Origin of the sequence: Caballeronia sp. LZ065 (assembly GCF_031450975.1) — a bacterium.
Lineage (GTDB): Bacteria > Pseudomonadota > Gammaproteobacteria > Burkholderiales > Burkholderiaceae > Caballeronia.
Map to the genome: position 1 here is coordinate 1441341 of NZ_JARUXV010000003.1, position 20241 is coordinate 1461581.

Sequence of the window (20241 nt, forward strand, 5' to 3'; positions counted from 1 at the left end):
GCACTACGTTCAACGAGGTATCGATGGCAGCGCTTTTCAGCCCCTTCTCGATCAAGGACATCACGCTGCGCAACCGCGTCGCCGTTCCGCCGATGTGCCAGTACAGCGCCGTCGAAGGCGTCACCACCGAGTGGCACGACGTGCATTACGCGGGTCTCGCGCGGGGCGGCGCGGGGCTCGTGATCGTCGAGGCAACCGCCGTCTCGCCCGAAGGACGCATCACGCCCGCCTGCACCGGCCTGTGGAACGACACGCAGGCGCAAGGCATGGCGCGCATCGCGGCGTCCATCAAGCGCGCCGGCGCGGTGCCGGGCATCCAGATCGGTCATGCGGGATGGAAGGGCAGCGCGAATCGTCCGTGGGATGGCGACGATCACATTCCGAACAGCGACGCGCGCGGCTGGCAAACCCTCTCGCCCTCGGCCATCGCATTCGGCGGCAAGCTCGACAAGGTGCCCACCGAGATGACGCTCGACGACATCGCCCGCGTCAAGGCGGACTTCGTCGCGGCCGCCGTGCGTGCGCGCGACGCTGGTTTCGAATGGCTCGAACTGCACTTCGCACACGGCTATCTGGCACAGAGCTTCTTTTCGGTTCATGCCAACCAGCGCACGGATCAATATGGCGGCGACGCTCAAGGACGCGGACGCTTCCTGATCGAAACGCTGAACGCGGTGCACGAAGTCTGGCCCGAGCGTCTGCCGCTTACAGCGCGTTTTGGCGTCATCGAATTCGATGGACGCGACGAGGAGACGCTGACCGAAGCCATCCATCTGGTCAGCCGCATGAAACAGGACGGGCTCGACCGCGCATCTCGCCGATCCGCATTACCCGTTCCGCGCGGCGCGCGAGTTGCAGGTGGCGAAGTCGTCGACGCTGTTGCCTGAGCAGTACGCCTATTGGCTCGCGCGTTATCCGGGTCCGCAGAACGGCAAGCCGGTGGAGTGATAGCGATGCCTACGGCCTGATCTTCACTCGCCGCCAGGCTGCATCAGCGGTAGCCGGACGGTGAAGGTCGAGCCGAGGCCGGCGCCGTCGCTCGCGCCATCGAGCATGCCGCCATGCAGATCGACGATCTGTCTGGCGAGCCACAGCCCCAGTCCCAGCCCGCCGACGCGCCCGCTGGTGCGCGGCGCAATCTGCTCGAAGCGGTCGAAGATGCGCGGCAAGGCGTCCGGCTCGATGCCGCGCCCCGTATCGCGCACCTGGATGCTGACGTGATCCTCCAGCACCTTCATCGAGACGGTGATGCTGCCGGCATCGGTGAACTTGATCGCGTTGGTCAGCAGGTTCGACACGACCTGTCCGAGACGGTTTTCATCGGCCATCACGATGCAGGAACCGAGTTCCGCGATATCGAGTTGCAGCCCCTTGTGTGCGGCGAGCTTGCGCATGTCCTCGACCACGATCGCGACCAGCGGACCGATATCGACCGGCTTGAGGTTCGCCGAGAGCTTCCCGGTCACGACAGCGCCGCTGTCGAGCAGGTCATCGACCATTCTCGACAACTGCCGCCCATTGCGGCGAATGGCATCGCCGGCCTTGGCGACGTGATTCGGATCCGCCACGAGTTGCAGCAACTCGCCCCACGACACGATGGCATTCAGCGGCGAGCGCAATTCGTGGCTCACCGCCGCGATGAAGCGGTCCATGGTGGCCGCCAGCGCCTCGCTCCGTTCGCGCCCCGAGCGCTCCTCGCCCGCGACGGCATGGGCTTCGATCTCCCGCTCCTTGCGCCCCGTGATGTCGAGCGTGAAGCCCGCCACCGAACGCACAGTGACGTCGCCATCGAAACGCGCCATGCCGCGTATCAGCACCCAGCGATGACCCGTCTGCGTCTGCACGAGGCGCTCGAATTCGAAAGGCTGGCCGGACTGAAGCAGGCGCCAGTGCGCGGCGAACTGCTCGGTGGTGTCGCCGAGGAAGGACGCGTGCGTGAGTTCGTTGGCATGATCCTGGCCCAGGTCGCGCCGGCATCGTTCACTGCACTTCACCGTGCCGGCCATCAGGTCGAGTTCCCAGGCGCCGACGCCCGCGAACGCCAGCGCTTCCTCGAATTGGCCGACGTGATCCGCGAGCTGCTTCTGCGTTTCCTGCACGAGGATTTTCCGCAGGCGCGCATTCGACCGTATCTGCGCCTTCTCGCGCCGCTCGCCCTCTCCGTGCAGCGTGCGGGCGGTTACGTCCTCGAAGCGCAGGACGACATGGGACGGCAGATCCTGCGTAGCCGGAATCCGCTGCGCGAAGATCTGCCAATGACGCGCTGCCGGCGTTTCATCGGTGGATTGGCCGCCGTCGAGACGGAACACCGGCGAGGACCGGCGCTGCCCGGCCAGCAGATTGCCCGCGATATGGACGATCAGATGCTCGCAGTTGCGGCGCTGCTCGGCCAGCAGCGCGTCTGGCGTCGCCATGCCTTCCGTAAAAGCGAACAGCGCCCGCCACGCAGCGTTCGCACTGACGACGGCGCCGCCGGAATCCAGGATCAGGTACGGGTCGAGCAGCCTTTCGAAAATGCGCAACTCATCCGCCGCCGCCCAGACGTCCGAACCCTCCTTTCGCGTAGCCTGATCCATCAGCGGCTGTGCCTGTCGTGAGCGATGCGGTGAGCGCTGCATTCGAAGCGGCGCATCGTCAGCCACCTTCTGCAAGTCTGGCGACGGTTGCCAGGAAGTCGTCCATGCGCGCGGGCTTGCGCAAGACCGCGTTCCACGGCGCCTTGTCGGCGGGCGCGTCGACATGAGCCGACGTGTGCAGCACGATGGGAATATGCATCCATTCAGGGTGTTGACGAAGCGCGCGGCTCAGTTCCTCGCCGCTCATGCCAGGCATCATCAGGTCGGTGATGACCAGATCGGGAAGCCGGCGTTGCAGCGCGCGCAATGCTTCCTGCGCGCCGTTCGCGCGTTCGACCTCGTAACCGACATGCTCCAGCGCGAAACTCCACGCTTCGAGCAAGTCCGGTTCATCATCAACGAGAAGAATACGGGTCATTTGGCGCTCACAGCGACGATAGGTGCCACCCTGCCTGCCTGCCGGCGTCCGGCCCGGTTTCCTGTGGTTCGGCTCGGCATCAATGCGTTGCTCCGCCCTGAACCTGAACGTACCGCGCAACCGCCCCGATCAGGTCAGCCGGCGCGCACGGCTTGCGCAACAAGACGGCGAACCGGTGAACCTCGTCCGGCGGGATCGCGTGCGGCACCGCGCTGCACAGGATGATGGGCATCGACGGGCCGTCTTCCTGAAGCGCTCTCGCAAGCTCCAGGCCCGACATGACGGGCATCATGAAATCGGTCACGACGAGCGCCGGGCGGACACGCGCGATCAGGCTCAGCGCCTCTTTCCCATTGGGCGCGGCATGAACCGTATATCCCTCGTCTTGCAGGAGAAACGTCAGGGAATCGGTAAGCAGGGATTCGTCATCGACGACGACCAGAGTAGTCATGCAGACCGGCGACGGCTATCGGCCGCGCGCTTTGCCGTGTCCCCCTGCTGCAACGACGACGTCGCTCAGCGGCAGCGTTCCGATCACATGCACACCCTTGCCCGAACTCGAAATGCCGACTTCGGCCACGGTGGTGTCGAAGAGACTGTCGCGCACCTTGAGCACCGCGATGGTCCGCTTCATGACGCCGTCGACCAGTTCATGCTGCATGCCGATCACGTTGTCCAGCTGGCTCAGGATTTCCGGCGACGGATTCTCGATCCACGGCCCCGACAGTTCCTTCACTTCCCAGGTACAGACGGTGGTGACGCCCAGGCCGCGCAGTTCGTTGGTGAGCGCCGCGAAGAACTCGACCATGCGATGCGGGTCCACGGTGGCGCGCTCGAAGCCGGCCAGCCCGTCGATGAACAGACGCTTGGCGCCGCTCGCCCGCATGACGTCGAGCAGGTCGTAGGCGAGCTTGTCGAGCAGGTTCTCGGTCATCGGCCGCCAGATGACCTTGAGCGCGCCCGATGAACAGCGCTGCTCCCAGTCCAGGCCAAGCGCGTGCGCCTTGGTCTCCAGGCGTTTTGGCGTTTCGTAGAAGCCGAAATGCACCGCCGGCTCCTCGGGCGTGCCGAGTTGCAGAAAGTTCAGTCCGAACGTTGTCTTGCCGCTGCCCGCCGGGCCCACCAGAACGGAGACCGAACTTGCCGGCAGGCCGCCGCCGAGGCGGGCGTCCAGTCCGTCGATGCCGGTGGGGATCCTGTAGGGCGGCGCAGGGTCGCTCCGGGTTGGAAGCGCCAGTGCGACTTCGAGCCGCGGATAGACGACGATGCCGCGATTGCCGATCTCGAACAGATGGAGCCCGCCCATCGCGCGGCTGCCGCGCGACTTGGCGACGCGGATCTGACGCACCGTGCGCGACGCAGCGAGGATCTCCTCGATCTGCAGCACGCCGTCGACCATCGTATGTTCGGGGCTGGATTCGTCGATGCGCGCGCTCGTCAGGAACAGCACGGTACAGCCGGTGAAGGCCGCATGCCCCTGGAGTTCAGCGACGAACGTCTTGACGTCGAGATTGCTTTCGCCGCTTTCACGCGCGTTGAGCAGGCCGTCGAGCACGAGAATGCTGGCTTTCTGCCGGGCAAGCTCGGTGCGCAGCGTGGCGACCAGCGCCGACAGTCCCTCTTCGCGCAGCGTGCGGAACAGGCTGATGTACGTGATGCCGTTTCCGACGCGTTGCGCGTCGTAGAAGTCGAGCGTCGAGAGCGACTGGAACAGTCTGTCGTGAGACTCGGCCAGCAGCGTCACGTATAACACCCTGCGGCCCTGGCGAGCCTGTGCGAACGCGATCTGATTCGCAAGAATCGTTTTACCCGCGCCAGGGCGACCCTGAATGATGTAGGACGAGCCAGCCACCAGGCCGCCGCCACAGATTTCGTCGAGTCCGGTGACGTCGCTGCGTAAGCGCGCAAGCGTGTTGTCCATTGCCTGGGTCCATGAAAGCGAAGATGTGGAGCAACCGGGTGTCACCGGCTGACCCGCGTACCCGGCAGTCTAACCGATAACCGTCTTCGTCCGACTCGCGGGCGGTTGTGTGCGCGACGCGGAAAGCCTTTGTGGAAGCGGCTTTCCGGACTTCCAGCGCGTGAAAATATTGCGCGATGCAGCGTGCATTGTCGGTAAATCAGGAAGCGTGGCAAATAAACTTCCGCTTGCCGCATTCCGCCAACGTTTGCAATTGCCGTCCATCCGTTGTCCACCGTTCAGTCTTGTCGCCGCGCGCCGTAAGCGGCTTTACAAGCTTAAGCGCTTGCTCCAGAGACGTTCAACGAACTCGGATAAGGAAGAACAACAATGTCAGGCAACCTGCGAGTGAAGACCAAACTCGCGATCGGATTCGGCATGCTCACGGCGGCCGTGCTGATCGTGGCCGCGCTCTCGATCGAGGCGCTGCGAGAATCCAACGCGCGCTTCATGTCCTACGTGAATGGCATCAACGCGCGCGCGACGCTCGCCGAACACATCCGGACCGATGTCGACCGGCGCGCCATCGCGGCGCGCAATCTCGTGCTGGCAAGCCGGCCTGAAGATATCGAACTCGAAAAGGCCGCCGTCACGCAGGCGCACGAAGACGTGCAGCGGGATTTGCGCACTTTCAAGGACACGGTGGCCGCCGCGAAGGACGTCACGCCGGAAGTACGAGCCCGCGTCGCGGAGATCGATCGCGTCGAGTCGCTCTACGGGCCGGTGGCATTGCATATCGTCGATCTCGCGCTCAAGGGGCAGCGGCAGGAAGCCATCGCGCGCATCAACGACGACTGCCGTCCACTGCTCGCCGCGCTCGTCAAGGCGACGCAAGACTATTCGGACCTCACGCAGCGCCGCGAGGAACAGCTCGTGGCCGAATCCGAAGGCCAATACGCCCGCGCGCGCCTGCTGCTGAGCGGCGTGTGCGCGCTGGCGGCGCTGGCTGCCGTGCTTGCAGGCTTCGTCATCACGCGCGGCGTGATGCGCGCGCTGGGCGCGGAACCGAATGCCTTGAGCGCCGTCGCGCAACGCGTCGCGAGCGGCGATCTCGCGCCGGTCGCCCATGCGGACGCTGCCCCGCGCGATAGCGTGCTGGCCTCGATGAGCGCCATGCAGAAGAACCTCGTGGAACTGATCGGCAATGTACGCGCGTCCGCCGATCACATCGCCACCGGGTCGAGCCAGATTGCATCGGGCAATGTCGATCTGTCGACCCGCACCGAACAGCAGGCGGCATCGCTCGAAGAAACCGCATCCAGCGTGGAAGAACTCACCACCACCGTGCGCCAGAACGCCGAGCATGCCCAGCAGGCCAACGCACTGTCGGCCAGCGCGAGCGCCGTCGCCAGCGACGGCAGCGCCGCCGTCACGCGCATGATCGAAACCATGGCCGAGATCAGCGCGCGGTCGAGTCAGATCGCGAACATCACGGGCATCATCGACAGCATCGCCTTCCAGACGAACATCCTGGCGCTCAACGCCGCCGTCGAAGCGGCACGCGCGGGCGAGGAAGGCCGCGGATTCGCCGTCGTCGCAGCGGAAGTGCGCAGCCTCGCGCAGCGCTCGTCGAATGCCGCGAAGGAAATCAAGGCGCTGATCGACACCTCGGCGGACCGCATTGCCGAAGGCTCCTCGCTCGCGGGCAAGGCCGGCGTGACCATGACGGACGTCACGCGTGCCGTGTCCAAGGTGCGCGACATCATGGGCGAAATCGCGTCGGCGTCCAGCGAACAGAGCCGGGGCATCGAGCAGTTGAGCCAGGCCATCTTCCAGATGGACAAGGTCACGCAGCAAAACGCGGCGCTGGTGGAACAAGCGGCGGCGGCAGCACACTCGCTCGACGACCAGGGACGCCGTTTGACGCAGGCCGTCTCCACCTTCCGCGTAGTCTGACCAACGTATGAACGACGAAGACTTCCTGACCTGCGGCAACACGGACGCCTCCAGCGAACAGGTTTACCGGCGACTCGTGCAGAGCATCACCGGCTATGCCATTTACATGCTCGACGTGGACGGCATCATCACGACCTGGAACGCGGGCGCGCAGAAAGCGAAGGGCTATACCGCCGATGAAATCATCGGCCGCCATTACGGCTGTTTCTATTCCGTCGAGGAGCGGCTGGACAATGTGCCCGGCCGCAATCTCGAAACCGCGCGCACCACCGGCAAGTACGAAGCCGAAGGCTGGCGCGTGCGCAAGGACGGCAGCCGCTTCTGGGCGCACGTGATCATCGATGCCCTGCGCGACGCACAGGGCGTCCTGTTCGGCTTCGCGAAGATCACGCGCGACTGCACCGAGCAGCGGCGCGCCAGCCAAGACGCGCTCGATCAGGAACGGCGCTTCCGCTTTCTCGTGCAGAGCGTGACCGACTACGCCATCTACATGCTCGACATCAATGGCATCGTGTCGAACTGGAATGCCGGCGCGCAACGCACGAAAGGCTATGGCGCGGATGAGATCGTCGGCAAGCATTTCAGCTGCTTCTACACGCCCGATGACCAGGCAGCAGGCCTGCCCGCCCGCAGTCTCGCAACGGCGCTCGCGCAGGGCAAGTACGAAACCGAGAGCTGGCGCGTGCGCAAGGACGGCACGCGCTTCTGGGCGCATGTGGTCATCGATCCGATCTACGACGACAACGGCGAGCTGTTCGGCTTCGCCAAGGTCACGCGCGACCGCACCGAAGCCCGCGCGTTGCAGAAGCAGACGCGCGACCACGAGCGCAGCTTCAGGCTCTTGATAGAAGGCGTCACCGACTACGCCATCTACATGCTCGATGCGAACGGCATCGTGTCGAACTGGAACGCCGGGGCGCAGCGCGCGAAGGGTTACAAGGCGAGCGAGATCGTCGGCAAGCACTTCTCCTGCTTCTACGATCCGCGCGACCAGGAGCAAGGACTGCCGCAACACGGGCTCGACACCGCGCGCGCACACGGCAAGTTCGAGGCGCAAGGCTGGCGCTTTCGCAAGGACGGCACGAAGTTCTGGGCGCACGTGCTGATCCAGCCGATCTACGACGATCGTGGCGACCTGTTCGGCTTCGCGAAAATCACGCGCGACTGCACCGAGCAGCGCGAGACATCGGTGGCGCTGGAAGAGACCACGCGCAACCTCGATCTCGCGCTGGAGAACATGCTGCAAGGCTTGTGTCTGTTCAACCGGCGCGGCCGGCTGGTGCTGTGCAACGACCAGTTCGCGCGCATCCTCTCGATTCCCGCCGACAGCCTGCCCGCCGGCATCTCGCTGCGCACCGTGCTGCGCGGCATCTGCGACCGCACGGCCGGGACGCAGGACAATGCTGCCGGCGCCGTCGACGACCTGCGTCGCAAGCTGTTGCGCGGCTCCGCGCGCGGACAGGAACAGACGCACATCGAATTCCAGCACCTGGGCCGCAGCATCGGGGTCGTGACGCGGCTGCTGTCGCATGGCGGCTGGGTATCGACGATCGAGGATGTCACCGAGCGCCGCGCCGCCGAACGGCGCATCTCGCATCTGGCGCATCACGATCATCTGACGGACCTACCCAATCGCGTGAGCTTCAAGGAACGCTTGCAGTATCTCGTCGATGCCGTCACGCCCGAGCATCCGTTCGCCCTGCTCTATCTCGACCTCGACCGCTTCAAGGTGGTCAACGACACGCTGGGCCATCACGCGGGCGACGAACTGCTCAAGGCGGTGTCGCACCGCCTGGGCTGGCTGTTGCGCGCGAGCGATCAACTGGCGCGCCTGAGCGGCGACGAGTTCACCATCCTGCAGACGTGGGCCCGCACGCCCGACGATGCCGCCGCCCTCGCGCAGCGTTGCATCGACGCGCTGGTGACGCCGTTCGAGATCGTCGGCAATGAGGTGACGGTGGGGGTGAGCATCGGCATCGTATGGTGCACGCTGGGGAGCGTCGATGCCGACAACGTCCTGCAGCAAGCCGATCTCGCGCTCTACAAGGCCAAGCGCGAGGGCCGCAACTGCTTTCGCATCTATGAGCGCGGCATGAACGATCCGCTGCGCCTGCGTAACGAACTGGAGGACGATCTGCGCCGCACGCTGCGCGCGGACGAACTCGAAGTGCATTACCAGCCGATCGTCGATGCACGCAGCGGCCGCACCACCGCCTGCGAAGCGCTGTTGCGCTGGCATCATCCGAAGCGCGGACTGATTTCGCCCGCTGAATTCATTCCGATTGCGGAAGAGCGCGGCCTGATGCCGGAAATCGGCGCGTGGGTCATGCAGCGCGCGTGCCGCGATGCCGCGAAATGGCCCGCGCATGTGCGGCTCAGCATCAACGTTTCGCCGGCGCAATTGCTCTACGAAGACTTCACGCGCGTCCTGCTGCGTTCCCTCAACACGGCGGGCTTGCAGGCGCACCGGCTGGAGATCGAGATCACCGAGACGGCGCTGCTCGAATCGTCGGGCACGCCGCACCGCATTCTCAACGAGATCCGCTCGCTCGGCGTGGGCGTTGCAATGGACGACTTCGGAACGGGCTATTCATCGCTGAGCATCCTGCAAAGCTTTCCGTTCACGCGGGTGAAGATCGATCGCGGCTTCGTCAACGGTCTCGGACGCAATCCGAAGTCGGCGGCGATCGTGCGCGCCATCAGCGAACTGTGCCGCAGTCTCGGCTTGCCGATCACCGCGGAAGGCGTGGAGACGGCTGAGCAGCGGCAAGCGCTGCTCAGCGAGCATTGCGATGAACTGCAGGGCTTTCTGCTCTCGCGCGCGCTGACGACGCGGGCGGTAGAGTCCTGGCTGAACAAAGAGACTTCTCAGCAATAGGCAGGCGCTGTTCGTTTCGCTCTCGTTGAATCTTCCAGGAAGTTACCGCATTTGACGGCGCTTGAATGCGGCTGAAGCGCGTCACGCGCGAACACTTTGTTTCACAACGCGTTTTCTCTTCGCTGCAGCGCGCAGCGCCCCGCACGCACAACATTCCGTAACGAACACGCGAACCAAGGGCATTGAGGCCCGTGATCTAATCCGGCCTCCGACGCGTCGACCGGTCGATCGGACGGGCTGTTCGTGCGAGGCAGGCATGTCTTGCGCACCACAAGCACATCCTCAAGCTCTCTTGGAGAAACACAGTGAAGAAATCCTTATTCGCGCTGACCGTGCTCGGCACCGTCGCGGGCGCGGCGCATGCACAGAGCAGCGTGACGCTCTACGGCCTCATCGACGCGGGGCTCACCTATACGAACAATCAGGGCGGCTCGCACAACATCCAGGCGACGAGCGGCGCCGTCAACGGCAGCCGCTGGGGCCTGCGCGGCGCGGAAGATCTCGGCGGCGGACTGAAGGCGATCTTCACGCTCGAAAACGGCTTCAACATCATGAACGGCAATCTCGGGCAGAACAGCCGCGAGTTCGGCCGGCAGGCGTTCGTCGGTTTGTCGAGCAATCAACTGGGCGCGCTCACGCTCGGCCGACAGTACGACTCCGTGGTCGACTATCTCGGCCCGCTCGCGCTCACCGGCACGCAATATGGCGGAACGCAGGCCGCGCATCCGTTCGACAACGACAACCTCGACAACTCGTTCCGCGTCAGCAACTCCGTCAAGTATCAAAGCGTGAACTACGGCGGCTTCAAGTTCGGCGGGCTGTATGGTTTCTCGAACGAAGCCGGCGGTTTTGCGACGAATCGCGCTTATAGCGTCGGGGCGTCGTATGCGTTCGGACCGTTGAACGTGGCGGCGAGCTACATGCAGTTGAACAATGCGGGCGCGACGCTGAACGCCAGCGGCGCGGTCAGCGACGACGCGACCTTTGCGGCGAGCCGTCAGCGCACGTTCGGCGCGGGCATCAGCTATGCGTTCGGTCCGGCGCAAGCGGGCTTCGTCTTCACGCAGACGCGGCTCGACGGCGCGACCGGCATCGGTGCGTCGGCATCGGGCGTGACGGGCGGCCTCGCGCTCGACGGCGGCAGCGCGCGCTTCACCAACTACGAACTCAACGGCCGCTATAACCTGACGCCCGCGTGGTCGCTGTCCGGCGCCTATACCTTCACCGATAGCCATCTTCAGGGCGTCGATCCGAAGTGGAATCAGATCAGTCTGCAGACTGCATACGCGCTCTCGAAGCGCACCGACGTCTATCTGCAAGGCGTGTATCAGCACGTGAGCGATACCGGCGACTCGGGTATCACGGCGGCGATCAACGGTCTTTCGGCATCGTCGACGAACAGCCAGGTCTCGGCGACGGTGGGCTTGCGGCATCGCTTCTGAGCGCGACGGGCTCGAGCGTGGTCATGGCGTTCGCGGCGGTGCTTCAATGCGCCGCGAACAGTTCCACCACGCTTTGCGGCGCGTGTTCGCCAAAGAATCGCTCGTGGTTGCGAGCGGTTCGATCGGCGAATGCCGCGCTGCGCGGGAACAGCGCTTTTTCATACGCTTCAAGCGCCGTCCCGGCGTCGTCACGATATGCGCACAGCGCCAGGCCCAGTTCGGCGCCGTCCTGTATGGCAAGGTTGGCGCCTTCGCCGGCAAAGGGCGACATCAGGTGCGCCGCATCTCCCACAAGCGTCACGCCGGCCGTGCGCGCCCAACGATGATGGGTCGGCAGCGCGTGGATCGGGCGGATCATCGGGTCGGTCTCGCCATTCAGTATCAAGGCTCGCAACCCGGCAGCCCATCCTTCGAATTCCTGCGCGAGCCGCGCCAGCGCGGACGAGCGCGTTTTGAAGTCGATCGCGTCAAACCAGGTTTCTGGCTTCTGCAACGCGATATACACGCGCACTGTGCCGTCTGCGTAGCGGTGCGCGAGAATGCCCTTTCCTGGTTCCACCGCCATGAGTGTCCCCGTTTCGATTGCTGTCGATACGTTCGAGCCGGATCGATGGCTCGTCTCCATGAAGGTCGTGCCGGTGTAGGCCGGTTTGGCCGCGGAGACGAGCGGCCGGATCCGGGACCAGGCGCCATCGGCACCGATCAATACCTCGCTGTGTTCGATGACGCCGTTGTCGAATCTGATTTCGTGGCGGCCTGTTTGCAGACGGATCACACGGGTCAGCTTGTGGCCCCAGCGGATCGTATCGGTCGGTAGCGAGTCGATCAGCAAGCGACGCAATGCACCTCTGTCAACTTCAGGCCGCGCGGGTGCGGCGGATGCGGGTTGATCGAGCAGGATGGTCGCGTGTCGGTCGACGACGCGCTTCGCGTCTTCGCCTGGGAGCACGAGATCAAGAAAACGATCGTAGAGGCCAGCGGCTTTCAGGCCAGCCTGGCCGTTGTATTCGTGGATATCGAGCAGGCCACCTTGCGCGCGAGCGTCGGGCGAGGATTCGGCTTCGTAGATCGTCGAGCGGATCCCGTTGATGTGCAGGACGCGGGCGAGCGTCAGACCGCCCAGGCCGGCGCCGATGATGGCAACGCGGGCCGCTGCGGCGGTCGAGGAAACGAGTGGTGAAGTCATGGCGCGTTCCGGCAGGTGCAAGCGAATCGCGCGGAAACACGACGGCTCGTAACGGTTCCGACGGGATGTCGGTGGAAACGCTGGTCAGCCCGAACCGAAGGGTTGGGTGACGTATGCGCGGTCTCTTCTCCTGGTTAGCGGCACTCAGGCCAGCGTGGAAGCGGAAGACCGTTTTTCGCGAATGTCAGGCGGGGAGTATTGCACAAGTGCGTTGCGAGGGGAGAAGAGCCGGGCGCTGATCGAGGTCGGCGCCCGGCTCTTGGGTCGATCGTGGGTGCGTGGATGGCACGAGGCCGGCCGGAACGTGCGAGTCCGGTCGATCTCGTGCTTTCTTGCTTTTCAGTTGAGGTTTGCGCGCGAGGGTTAGTGGTTGCCGCCGCCGCCGCCACCGCCACCGCCACCGCCGCCGCCGCCGCCGCCGCCGCCATTGCCGTGGCCGCCGCCGCCGTTGCCGTGGCCACCACCACCGTGACCGCCGCTGCTGCCGCCGCCAGCGCCATGGCCACCATCGCCGTGGCCACCGCCGCTATTGCCACCGCCAACGCCGTGGCCACCGTCACCGTGACCGCCGCCGCTGTTGCCGCCGCCAACGCCGTGGCCACCATCTCCATGACCACCGTCGCCGTGGCCGCCGCTGCCATTGCCGCCGTTGCCGTTGCCGCCGCCAACGCCGTGGCCGCCGTCACCGTGACCGCCGTCACCGTGGCCGCCGCTGCCATTACCGCCGCCAACGCCGTGGCCACCATCGCCGTGACCACCGTCGCCATGGCCGCCGCTGCCATTGCCGCCAGCAGCGCCGTGGCCACCATCGCCGTGGCCGCTACTGCCATTGCCGCCACCAACGCCGTGGCCACCGTCGCCATGACCACCGTCGCCGTGGCCGCTACTGCCATTGCCGCCACCAACGCCGTGGCCACCATCACCATGACCACCGTCGCCGTGGCCGCCGTCACCATGGCCACCGTCGCCGTGGCCGCTGCTGCCATTGCCGCCACCAACGCCGTGGCCGCCGTCACCATGGCCACCATCGCCGTGACCACCATCACCATGGCCGCTACTGCCATTGCCGCCACCAACGCCGTGGCCACCATCACCATGACCACCGTCGCCGTGGCCGCCGTCACCATGGCCCCCGTCGCCATGACCGCCATCGCCGTGGCCGCTACTGCCATTGCCGCCACCAACGCCGTGGCCACCATCACCATGACCACCGTCGCCGTGACCACCATCACCATGGCCGCTACTGCCATTGCCGCCACCAACGCCGTGGCCACCATCACCATGGCCGCCGTCACCATGACCACCATCTCCGTGGCCGCCGTCACCATGGCCACCAACGCCATGACCGCCATCGCCGTGGCCACCATCACCATGACCACCATCGCCATGACCGCCATCGCCGTGGCCGCCGTCACCGTGACCGCCATCGCCGTGGCCACCATCACCATGACCACCATCGCCATGACCGCCGTCGCCATGACCGCCATCGCCGTGGCCGCCGTCACCATGACCGCCATCGCCGTGGCCACCATCACCATGACCACCATCACCATGACCACCATCGCCATGACCGCCGTCGCCATGACCGCCATCGCCGTGGCCGCCGTCACCGTGACCACCATCGCCATGACCGCCATCACCATGGCCGCCGTCACCGTGACCACCATCGCCATGGCCGCCATCGCCATGACCGCCATCGCCATGACCACCATCGCCATGACCGCCATCACCATGGCCGCCGTCACCGTGACCACCATCACCATGGCCGCCATCGCCATGGCCACCATCGCCATGACCGCCGTCACCATGGCCGTGGCCGTGACCATTACCGCCGCCATCGCCTGTACTACCGCCTCCCGTACTGCCCCCGCCCGTGCTACCTCCCCCGGTACTCCCGCCTCCCGTACTGCCCCCGCCCGTGCTACCTCCCCCGGTATTCCCTCCACCCGTACTGCCCCCGCCCGTGCTACCGCCTCCACCCGTCCCACCCGTACCGCCGCTCGATCCACCCGCGCCCGAACTCGAACCGCCTCCTTGCCCACCGGCTGACACAGCGCCGCCTCCTGAAGTCGCCCCGCTTCCCTGACCGGATGCTCCGTTCCCGGCGCTTCCGCTGCCCGTACCGGTGCTACCGCCGGAGGTGCCGGCGCCCGACGTACCATTCCCATTGCTTCGGCTACCGCTCCTCACTGCAACCGAGCGTCCCGGCAACACCGCAGCTTGCGCCACGGTCTGCGCAGCCGGCACAGCCGCAGCCATCGTCTGCGTGCCGACAACGCAGCCTGTCGATGTCAGGTTATCGCAAGCATTCTGTGAGGAAGCTGCATGTGAAAAATTCGACACCGCGGCGGCAATGACGAGCACGCTAAGCCGGAGGGCCGTCCCCAATTCATATTTGTTCGAGTTCCTCATGTTTTCCCCGTATGAGCAGTCGCGCCGCCTCTGGTGATGCGGATAACGCGATGTGGGGCAAGAATGGCAGTCTGGAACTCTCGTTCTGTGCGCTACTCAACCCAGCGCCCGGTGACCACGCGCAAGCACGTGCGCGGCCCCGCAGAAAACGTTTGCAGAAGACTCAAAAGCAACTGTCGCAATTACTTGATGCGACGCTCAGCGAGCGCAAGCTTTACCTCAGGATGGTCTCGAAACACACCTTCGGCGATCCGCGATTCTTATCATTTGATACGCCATCCGAACTAATCGACACCCAGCCAAATACATACAAAATCCTTTCTTTATGTCGAATACGAATGGATTATGAAAGAAAAACACCGGCGCCTGTCGATACCACACTGACAATAAGCACGCCCCGCACCTTTCAAGAACCGCACGCGGAAAACCCGGAAGAGACATATGCACAACATGTCCTGCGCGGAATGTCGCGAGTGCCGATCCCGTAATATATTCAGTGATACAGCGAGGTTCGGCCCAATCCGTTCGAAGCAGCCGCTCAGCAAGCGATCAGCTTTCGATATCCTTTCGCTCATTCCAACCGGAAGCCCTGCTCACATGCTTTCACTCAGCCAGGAAATTCGCAGCCCGCACGTGGAGATCGGTGGCGCGGTGCAGACGCCGCTCAGGCTCGATGTCCCCGCGTTGCGCGAATTCGCCTGCACGCGCATCGAGCCATTCGATCTGATCTGCTTTTCGACCGGCCGTTATATTCGTCCGATGGGAAGCTATTGCGGCGTCCCCTTGCGCACGCTACTGGACGCGGCCGGCGTGCGTCGTCCGGACAACACGGATTTCAAGCGCACCGTATTCCTCGCGCACGCGCACGATGGCTACGCGGTCAGCTTTTCATGGCATGAACTGTTCAATACGCCGATCGGCGCACAAGTGATCGTTGCATATGAATGCGCGAATCGCGAACTGGGTGTCGAAGACGGGCTGCCGGTGCTCGTGTCCGGCGCGGACACGGTGCATGCGCCGCGGCACATGAAACGCCTCGTGCGCGTCGATGCGCACATTCTGGGAACATCGCATCCGTGAACGATGCCGCGCGCGCGTTGCTGGCTCACGCATCCGCGCCTCCTTCCGCCGATGCCGTGCTGTTCGCACGGCTCATCGGCGCGCGCGTCGAAGCGGGCGACACTGCGCTGCTGGGTCTCGACCGCGACGCACTTGCCGCGCTGATGGACCGTCATTTCCCGCACGCGACGAATGCGCCGGAAGCACCCCGGCTGATGCTGGCAACGCCGCATCATGCGTTCGTTCGCCGACTGCATGGCCTGCTGATGTGGCACGACCGCACGGCAACGCGGGCATGGCACGACGCGCGTTGTCTGGCGACCGTCATTTCAGCTGCGACATTGCGCCCGGATCATCTCTGGCGCGATCTCGGTCTCGACGGACGCGACGACGTCACCGACATGCTGCAGCGTCACTATCCCACGCTGGTCGCGCGGAACACGGCGAATCTGCGCTGGAAAAAGTTTCTGGCTCAGGAAGTGGCCTGCGCGGAAGGTGTCGCGCCCACTTGCGCACCCGGTTGTCCGGGCTGCGAGGATTACGCGTTCTGCTATCCGGAGCCGTCATAGCGCCGTCGCGCCGAGATGCTTCGTGTATTCTCTCGGGCATGGCGACGACCCCCAAACCCAAGGACAGCGCAAAGCAAGCGGACACGGCGAAACAAGCGGCCGAAGTGCGCTTTCGCATGCGCATCACCAAAGGCGAAACCATCGCACTCGGTCCGGGCAAGGTTGCGCTGCTCGAAGCGATACGTGAACAAGGTTCGATATCGGCGGCGGCGCGCAGCCTCGACATGTCATACCGGCGCGCATGGATGCTCGTCGACGAACTCAACCGCTCGCTCAAGTCACCCGCGACGCTCTCCGAGCAAGGCGGTCAAAGCGGCGGTGGCTGCGTGCTCACGCCGGTCGGCGAACGCATCATCAAGCTGTATCGCGATGTCGAAGCCCAGGCCGAGGCGGCCTGCGCCCGGCAGATTACTTCCCTCACGCAATTGCTCAAACCCTGAGCCTCGGAGCCCCGAAGCCCGCCTGCTAGCCGTGACGCAGGCAGAACGCCGACGGCGGCGGCGACGCCGGGCTCACGTCCCGCGCGCCCGCGCCGAGCCTCCCGATGAATTCCACGAAACTCGCCACGCTTGCCGTGCGCAGCGGTGAATACGGCACGCCGTGACGCTCGCAGACACGCTTGAGCATGTTCATCGAATCGTGATCGATGCAATCGACGGGAAACAAAACCGCGTCGGCATTCGGCAGCGCCGCCGCCAGCAAGCCCTTGCGGTCTTCAATGCCGCCATCGTGCACGACCAGTTCACCGCCCGCCGCAGCCGTCAGCGACCTGAGCAGCGCATTTGAATTCGGCCTGCCGCCCACGTAGACGATGCGCTTTCCCTCCAGCCACTCGACTGCGCGTCGGCGTGCCTCGGGCTCGTCGCCTGCGGCGAGCGTCGCGCGTTCGAGCGCCGCGCATTCCGCCTGCACCACCTTCAACAGCGCCTGCGCCTCGCCCAGACTGTTGCGCAACGCGCGCGACTGTTCCTCTTCGTGCAGCACGCGCTGCTCGACGCTCTCACGACGGCTCGTATGCAGCGCCAGGCGCCGCTCACCGTCCTCGACCTTCTCGCGCAGACGTTCGATTTCGTCTTCGAGCTCGATCGTCGAGCGCTCCGGCTTGCGCGCAGCGAGCTGCAAGGCTAGCTCATGCGCCTGCCTGACGGCGGCATCGCGTTCGGCGCTCAATTCCAGCACCCGCGCCTGCTGGCGCTCCAGCTTGTCGCCGAGCGCCTGATTCTCGGCTTCGAGCGCGACCAGACGCCGTATGTCCGCGCGATTCGCCGCGCCGACCAGATGCGACAGCATGTGCAGTTCGCCGAACGCATACTGACGCACTTCGATGCTTGCGTGCGGATGCGACATCACGGCCCAGTATGCGGGCGGAATATCGCCGGATTTGAGCGCTTCGTTCCACAGATCGAGCAGCGCCTGGGTATCGCGCGCGCTGTCGAAGCGACGGATCGCGCCGGCGTAACGTTCGTCGAGCGCCTTATGCAGCGCCTTCGCACCCGCGCCGCCGGCAATGGCCAGTTCCACCGCCGCGTGGTGAATCTCGAGATCGCTCGCGTGATGGCGGTCGAGGTCGGTGAACTTCGGCACGAGCTTGCGAAGCTCGCCCGTTGAAAGACACGTACCGATGACCGAACAATGCAGATGCGAGTCCAGTTCCGCGAGGCGCGCGCGACGGCGCACCGGACGCGGGACGGCCTCGCCCGGCTGGCAGCAGGCGTCGCCATGCGCATGGGCATGCGTGCGCGCGAGTTGAAACGGCGGGGTTTGCATGATCACCTCGTGCTCGATCGGCAGGGCCAGGACGAGCGCGGATGCCGCGCGCAGACGCGACATGGCGCCCCGGCAAGGTCAGTCGAAAGCTGTTTCGCAATATACCATCGAATATAGCGAAATCGAAAACGCGCCGGCCGTCCGCGCCTTGCCGCGCAGGGGCTACGGACACGGCGTATCCTACGACTTCGGCGCGCCGGGCCGGCCGTGGCAGGCCGCGTCCGCAAGGCGCCGCGCCGGACGTTTCCAATCGCGAACAACGCGCTCGCTCACAAGGAGAATCTGAATGGCCAGGGTTGAAGTCAAGGTTCCGCAGCTTTCCGAATCCGTCACTGAAGCGACGATGCTGCCGTGGAAGAAAAATGCGGGCGACGCCGTGGCGCAAGACGAAACGCTCGTCGAACTGGAAACCGACAAGGTGGTGCTCGAAGTGCCCGCGCCCGGCGCCGGCACGCTCGTGGAAGTGCTGAAGAAAGCGGGCGACATCGTTCATGCGGATGACGTGATCGCCGTCATCGATACGGAAGCGAAGGCTGCGGCCGCGGCGCCTGCGGCAGCTGAAAAGCCGGCAGCCGCCGCGCCGCCTGCCACACCCGCGCAAGCCGCCGCACCGGCCGCGTCCAGCGCACCCGCCGCGACGGGCCAGAAAGCCGACTTCGACGTCATCGTGATCGGCTCCGGGCCGGGCGGCTATATCGCCGCGATCCGCGCCGCGCAACTGGGCCGCAAGGTCGCCTGCGTCGAGGAATGGATCAATCCGGCAGGCAAGCCCAAGCTCGGCGGCACCTGCCTGAACGTCGGCTGCATTCCGTCAAAAGCGTTGCTGGCATCGTCGGAGGAGTTCGAGAAGGCCAAACTTCACTTCGGCGACTTCGGCATCACGATGGATAACCTGGCCGTCGATGTCGAGAAGATGGTCGGACGCAAGGAAGCGATCGTCGAGAAAATTACCGGCGGCGTGGAATTCCTGTTCCGCAAGAACAAGATCACCTGGCTCAAGGGTCACGGCAAGCTCGCCGGCAAGGATGGCGGCAACTTCAGGATCGACGTGAGCGGCGAGGACAAGAGCGAGAGCCACACCGCACAACACGTGATCATCGCGACGGGCTCGAAGGCCCGGCATCTGCCGAACGTGCCGGTGGACAACAAGATCGTCTCCGACAACGAAGGCGCCCTCGCCTTCACGTCGGTGCCGAAGAAGCTCGCCGTGATCGGCGCGGGCGTGATCGGACTGGAACTCGGCTCGGTGTGGCGTCGGCTCGGCGCGGAAGTGACGATTCTCGAAGCGCTGCCCGAATTCCTCGGCACCACGGATACCGCGTTGCAAAAGGAAGCCGCCAAGCTGTTCAAGAAGCAGGGCCTGGCCATTCACCTCGGCGTGAAGATCGACGGCGTGAAGACGACCGATTCGAACGTCTCGATTGCCTACAAGGACAAGGACGGCAACGCGCAGACGCTGGACGCGGACCGGCTGATCGTGTCGATTGGCCGCGTGCCCAACACCGACAATCTCGGCCTTGATTCAATCGGACTGGCGGCCGATGAGCGCGGTTTCATTCCCGTCGATGGCCATTGCGCGACGAAGGTGCCGAACGTGTACGCGATCGGCGATGTCGTGCGCGGCCCGATGCTCGCCCACAAGGCCGAGGACGAAGGCGTGCTGGTGGCGGAGATCATCGACGGGCAGAAGCCGCATATCGACTACAACTGCATTCCGTGGGTGATCTACACGCATCCGGAGATCGCGTGGGTCGGGCAGACCGAGCTGGCGCTGAAGGCGGAGGGCCGCGAGGTCAAGGCGGGGCAGTTCCCGATGCTCGCCAATGGCCGCGCAATGGGCATTGGCGAGACCGATGGCTTCATCAAGATCATCGCCGATGCGAAGACCGACGAGATCCTCGGCGTGCATATCATTTCGGCGAATGCGTCGGATTTGATTGCGGAAGCCGTTGTCGCGATGGAGTTCAAGGCGGCGGCGGAGGATATCGGACGGATCTGCCATCCGCATCCTTCGCTTTCGGAGGTGATGCGCGAGGCGGCGCTCGCGGTGGATAAGCGGGCGTTGAATATCTAGGTCG

The 20241-nt window shown here is 64.9% G+C and carries 15 protein-coding genes and 1 pseudogene; 10 read left to right on the top strand and 6 right to left on the bottom strand.

Annotated features, from left to right (window positions below; all coding sequences use genetic code 11):
• Positions 1 to 23: 23 nt before the first annotated feature.
• Positions 24 to 948 (top strand): annotated as a pseudogene (locus QCE63_RS26560) (NADH:flavin oxidoreductase/NADH oxidase).
• Between the two features lie 23 nt (positions 949 to 971).
• Here QCE63_RS26560 and QCE63_RS26565 read toward each other — a convergent pair.
• The 4 genes from QCE63_RS26565 to QCE63_RS26580 all read right to left on the bottom strand — a co-directional run bounded on the left by QCE63_RS26565 (position 972) and on the right by QCE63_RS26580 (position 4915).
• On the bottom strand, positions 972 to 2576 hold the full coding sequence (locus QCE63_RS26565; RefSeq protein WP_309837247.1) for an ATP-binding protein: 1605 nt from the start codon (positions 2574 to 2576) through the stop codon (positions 972 to 974).
• A 58-nt stretch (positions 2577 to 2634) separates the two neighbouring features.
• A complete protein-coding gene (locus tag QCE63_RS26570) occupies positions 2635 to 2994 on the bottom strand; it encodes a response regulator (RefSeq protein WP_309837249.1) in 360 nt (119 codons plus the stop codon).
• A 79-nt stretch (positions 2995 to 3073) separates the two neighbouring features.
• On the bottom strand, positions 3074 to 3445 hold the full coding sequence (locus QCE63_RS26575) for a response regulator (protein ID WP_309837251.1): 372 nt from the start codon (positions 3443 to 3445) through the stop codon (positions 3074 to 3076).
• 15 nt (positions 3446 to 3460) lie between these two features.
• Positions 3461 to 4915 (bottom strand): ATPase domain-containing protein, encoded by a 1455-nt coding sequence (locus tag QCE63_RS26580; RefSeq protein WP_309837253.1) that lies wholly within the window; start codon positions 4913 to 4915, stop codon positions 3461 to 3463.
• 369 nt (positions 4916 to 5284) lie between these two features.
• On the opposite strand from QCE63_RS26580, the gene QCE63_RS26585 reads away from it, so the two are divergent.
• The 3 genes from QCE63_RS26585 (at position 5285) to QCE63_RS26595 (ending at position 11170) form a co-directional block, all read left to right on the top strand.
• On the top strand, positions 5285 to 6850 hold the full coding sequence (locus QCE63_RS26585) for a methyl-accepting chemotaxis protein (RefSeq protein ID WP_309837255.1): 1566 nt from the start codon (positions 5285 to 5287) through the stop codon (positions 6848 to 6850).
• A gap of 7 nt (positions 6851 to 6857) precedes the next feature.
• On the top strand, positions 6858 to 9728 hold the full coding sequence (locus tag QCE63_RS26590; RefSeq protein ID WP_309837256.1) for an EAL domain-containing protein: 2871 nt from the start codon (positions 6858 to 6860) through the stop codon (positions 9726 to 9728).
• Positions 9729 to 10033: 305 nt separating this feature from the next.
• A complete protein-coding gene (locus QCE63_RS26595) occupies positions 10034 to 11170 on the top strand; it encodes a porin (protein WP_309837258.1) in 1137 nt (378 codons plus the stop codon).
• 43 nt (positions 11171 to 11213) lie between these two features.
• On the opposite strand, the gene QCE63_RS26600 is transcribed toward QCE63_RS26595, so the two are convergent.
• Positions 11214 to 12356 carry an NAD(P)/FAD-dependent oxidoreductase gene (locus tag QCE63_RS26600; RefSeq protein ID WP_309837259.1) on the bottom strand — a complete coding sequence of 381 codons (1143 nt, stop codon included), beginning with the start codon at positions 12354 to 12356 and terminating at the stop codon, positions 11214 to 11216.
• Between the two features lie 366 nt (positions 12357 to 12722).
• Between QCE63_RS26600 and QCE63_RS26605 the strand changes: the two genes are divergently transcribed.
• From QCE63_RS26605 to QCE63_RS26625, 5 genes are all read left to right on the top strand, one after another.
• Complete coding sequence (locus QCE63_RS26605; RefSeq protein WP_309837261.1) at positions 12723 to 14405, top strand: hypothetical protein; 1683 nt, start codon at positions 12723 to 12725, stop codon at positions 14403 to 14405.
• Positions 14406 to 14818: 413 nt separating this feature from the next.
• Positions 14819 to 15256, top strand: coding sequence for a hypothetical protein (locus QCE63_RS26610; RefSeq protein ID WP_309837263.1), 438 nt, complete (start codon positions 14819 to 14821; stop codon positions 15254 to 15256).
• Between the two features lie 109 nt (positions 15257 to 15365).
• Positions 15366 to 15848 carry a molybdopterin-dependent oxidoreductase gene (locus QCE63_RS26615; protein WP_309837265.1) on the top strand — a complete coding sequence of 161 codons (483 nt, stop codon included), beginning with the start codon at positions 15366 to 15368 and terminating at the stop codon, positions 15846 to 15848.
• The gene (locus QCE63_RS26620) at positions 15845 to 16396 is read left to right on the top strand and encodes a nitrogen fixation protein NifQ (protein ID WP_309837267.1); all 552 of its coding nucleotides are present in this window, start codon (positions 15845 to 15847) and stop codon (positions 16394 to 16396) included. Before QCE63_RS26615 ends, QCE63_RS26620 begins: the two co-directional genes overlap by 4 nt.
• Before the next feature lie 116 nt (positions 16397 to 16512).
• Positions 16513 to 16836 carry a winged helix-turn-helix domain-containing protein gene (locus tag QCE63_RS26625; protein ID WP_404990182.1) on the top strand — a complete coding sequence of 108 codons (324 nt, stop codon included), beginning with the start codon at positions 16513 to 16515 and terminating at the stop codon, positions 16834 to 16836.
• Between the two features lie 25 nt (positions 16837 to 16861).
• Here QCE63_RS26625 and QCE63_RS26630 read toward each other — a convergent pair whose 3' ends face one another.
• On the bottom strand, positions 16862 to 18163 hold the full coding sequence (locus QCE63_RS26630; protein WP_309837362.1) for a DUF2325 domain-containing protein: 1302 nt from the start codon (positions 18161 to 18163) through the stop codon (positions 16862 to 16864).
• A 286-nt stretch (positions 18164 to 18449) separates the two neighbouring features.
• On the opposite strand from QCE63_RS26630, the gene lpdA reads away from it, so the two are divergent.
• Positions 18450 to 20237, top strand: coding sequence for a dihydrolipoyl dehydrogenase (lpdA, locus tag QCE63_RS26635; RefSeq protein WP_309837270.1), 1788 nt, complete (start codon positions 18450 to 18452; stop codon positions 20235 to 20237).
• Positions 20238 to 20241: the final 4 nt, after the last annotated feature.